The organism is Synechococcus sp. H55.9, from assembly GCF_047462355.1.
In the GTDB taxonomy this organism is placed as follows: domain Bacteria; phylum Cyanobacteriota; class Cyanobacteriia; order Thermostichales; family Thermostichaceae; genus Thermostichus.
Genome location: NZ_JANSJB010000151.1, coordinates 1 through 1624, shown reverse-complemented (window position 1 = coordinate 1624; position 1624 = coordinate 1). Strand labels below are relative to the sequence as shown.

Annotated in this window: 1 protein-coding gene and 1 pseudogene; both read left to right on the top strand. The window is 47.7% G+C overall.

Annotated features, from left to right (window positions below; genetic code table 11):
• Window positions 1–1146, top strand: a pseudogene (locus NW857_RS12625) (dynamin family protein); the annotation flags it as partial.
• A 60-nt stretch (window positions 1147–1206) separates the two neighbouring features.
• Window positions 1207–1596: a KGK domain-containing protein gene (locus NW857_RS12620; protein WP_414335188.1), complete on the top strand. Its 390-nt coding sequence runs from the start codon at window positions 1207–1209 to the stop codon at window positions 1594–1596.
• The last annotated feature ends 28 nt before the right edge of the window (window positions 1597–1624 follow it).

The window sequence follows — 1624 nt, the reverse complement described above, 5'->3', positions numbered from 1 at the left end:
TCCTACCTAGATCTTTATGGAGACCTAGACAGCCAACCCAGAGAAGTCGATAGCATGATTGCCCATGAGTTAATGCTTATTAATCAGCAGTTGAATAGGATTGGTCAAGAGTTTGATGAACACATTCAAACTATGGTTAGTGAAATTATCGACGGAACGGATAAAGAGTTTGAGTATGACTTCCGAAGGCTGCAGGCCAAGATGGTGCGTAGGCTGGATGAGCTTCTGGACACATTCTCAATAGATAGTGCCTATAGCCAAGCTGTTCGCATCCACCACCGTAACTCCACAGCTCCCTTTTTGGCTGTGCTGGTTGAGGCCCTTTACTACCTATCGAATCACCTAGAGGATATACTGGTCGAGTCTGCCACCACAGTTGTGGAGAACTCCTTCCGGCGGATTATCGATCGGGTACGCAGTGCAGACTACTACAAGCAGTTGTTTCGCCTACTGGGATCCGACGGTGATCTAGAGAAAAAACTACTAGAGGTTAAGGAAAAAGTTTGCACTGCATTAGTCAGCGGCGCTCGAAAAGAGTGCGATCGGTATCTAAGAGAAAGTCCTCGCTTCTATGACGAGGGCACTTTCTCCATTTACCAGTTCCGGGAAGTTTTAAAGCAAACATCTCAGTCCTACGATATTTCCGCTATTCGAGATGCGGAGCCGGGGATCCGGCAATTGCTGAAGCTTGACTTTGAGCCCAAAGTCAGCCAGACAATACGCTCTAACTTCCGGCAAGAAACCAACAATACCCTCAAGACTCAGCTCTTGCCCATTGCTAAGGAAGTGGCTGATGAAATTCTGCAAAAGTATCCCGAAGCAAAGCAATTTATGGAAGCGACACTTAGAAAGGAAGCAGAAGAAAGAATTACCTTAAACCAACAGCGTCTAAGGGATCTAGAAGCAAAGATCGATAGCTACAACCAAGCCGTTTCTGGGATTAACCTATGCTTACAGGCTATGGGCCTAGGTCGTGAACTTTTGCCCTCGATTTCTTTACTGAAACCTTCTTCGACCGGTGAATTAGCTGACAGCTCAGCAGGTTCTTCCGAGCAGCCAGCGAGCGAAAGTGAGCCGAGTGATGAGATCTCTGACTTAGGTAAGATTTTCCCCGAGCTGGACAGCATACTTGACGATCTGAGATAAAGCAGTTTGTTTCTCCCTACTATTTGAGGAGGTGAAGTTTTGTTGCCTAAGTCCCTGCCCTTGCAGCAATACTTAGAAGGGATCCTCTCTGTAGGGGAGAAAACTTTCAAGGTTGCTAGCCTGGTCAAAGCTGCCCAAGAGGATTTGGCCAAAAAGGAAGAGCTCAATCGCTTGTTTATTGCAGCCTTGAGATCCTCGGGGATCCTCCCACCGGAAAACCTGATTAGTATTGCCAGTAGCCTTCTTGCCACTAAACCCGAAGAAAAGCTACTGCAAGAAACCAAGTGGTTTGATCAGGGCCTGACCTGTCAGCTCTTGGTGCCGGGTAAGAAGGAGTGGGAGAAAGGCAGGGTCAGATTGCGGATCACTGTAGAGTTTGAGCCAGAGCGTACGGGCTCAGAAAGTAGTGATGGATCCCCTCTAGATGACCTTCGCACAGACAAGGAGTAGCTTAAGTTAGCGGGATGCATTAGGAGGC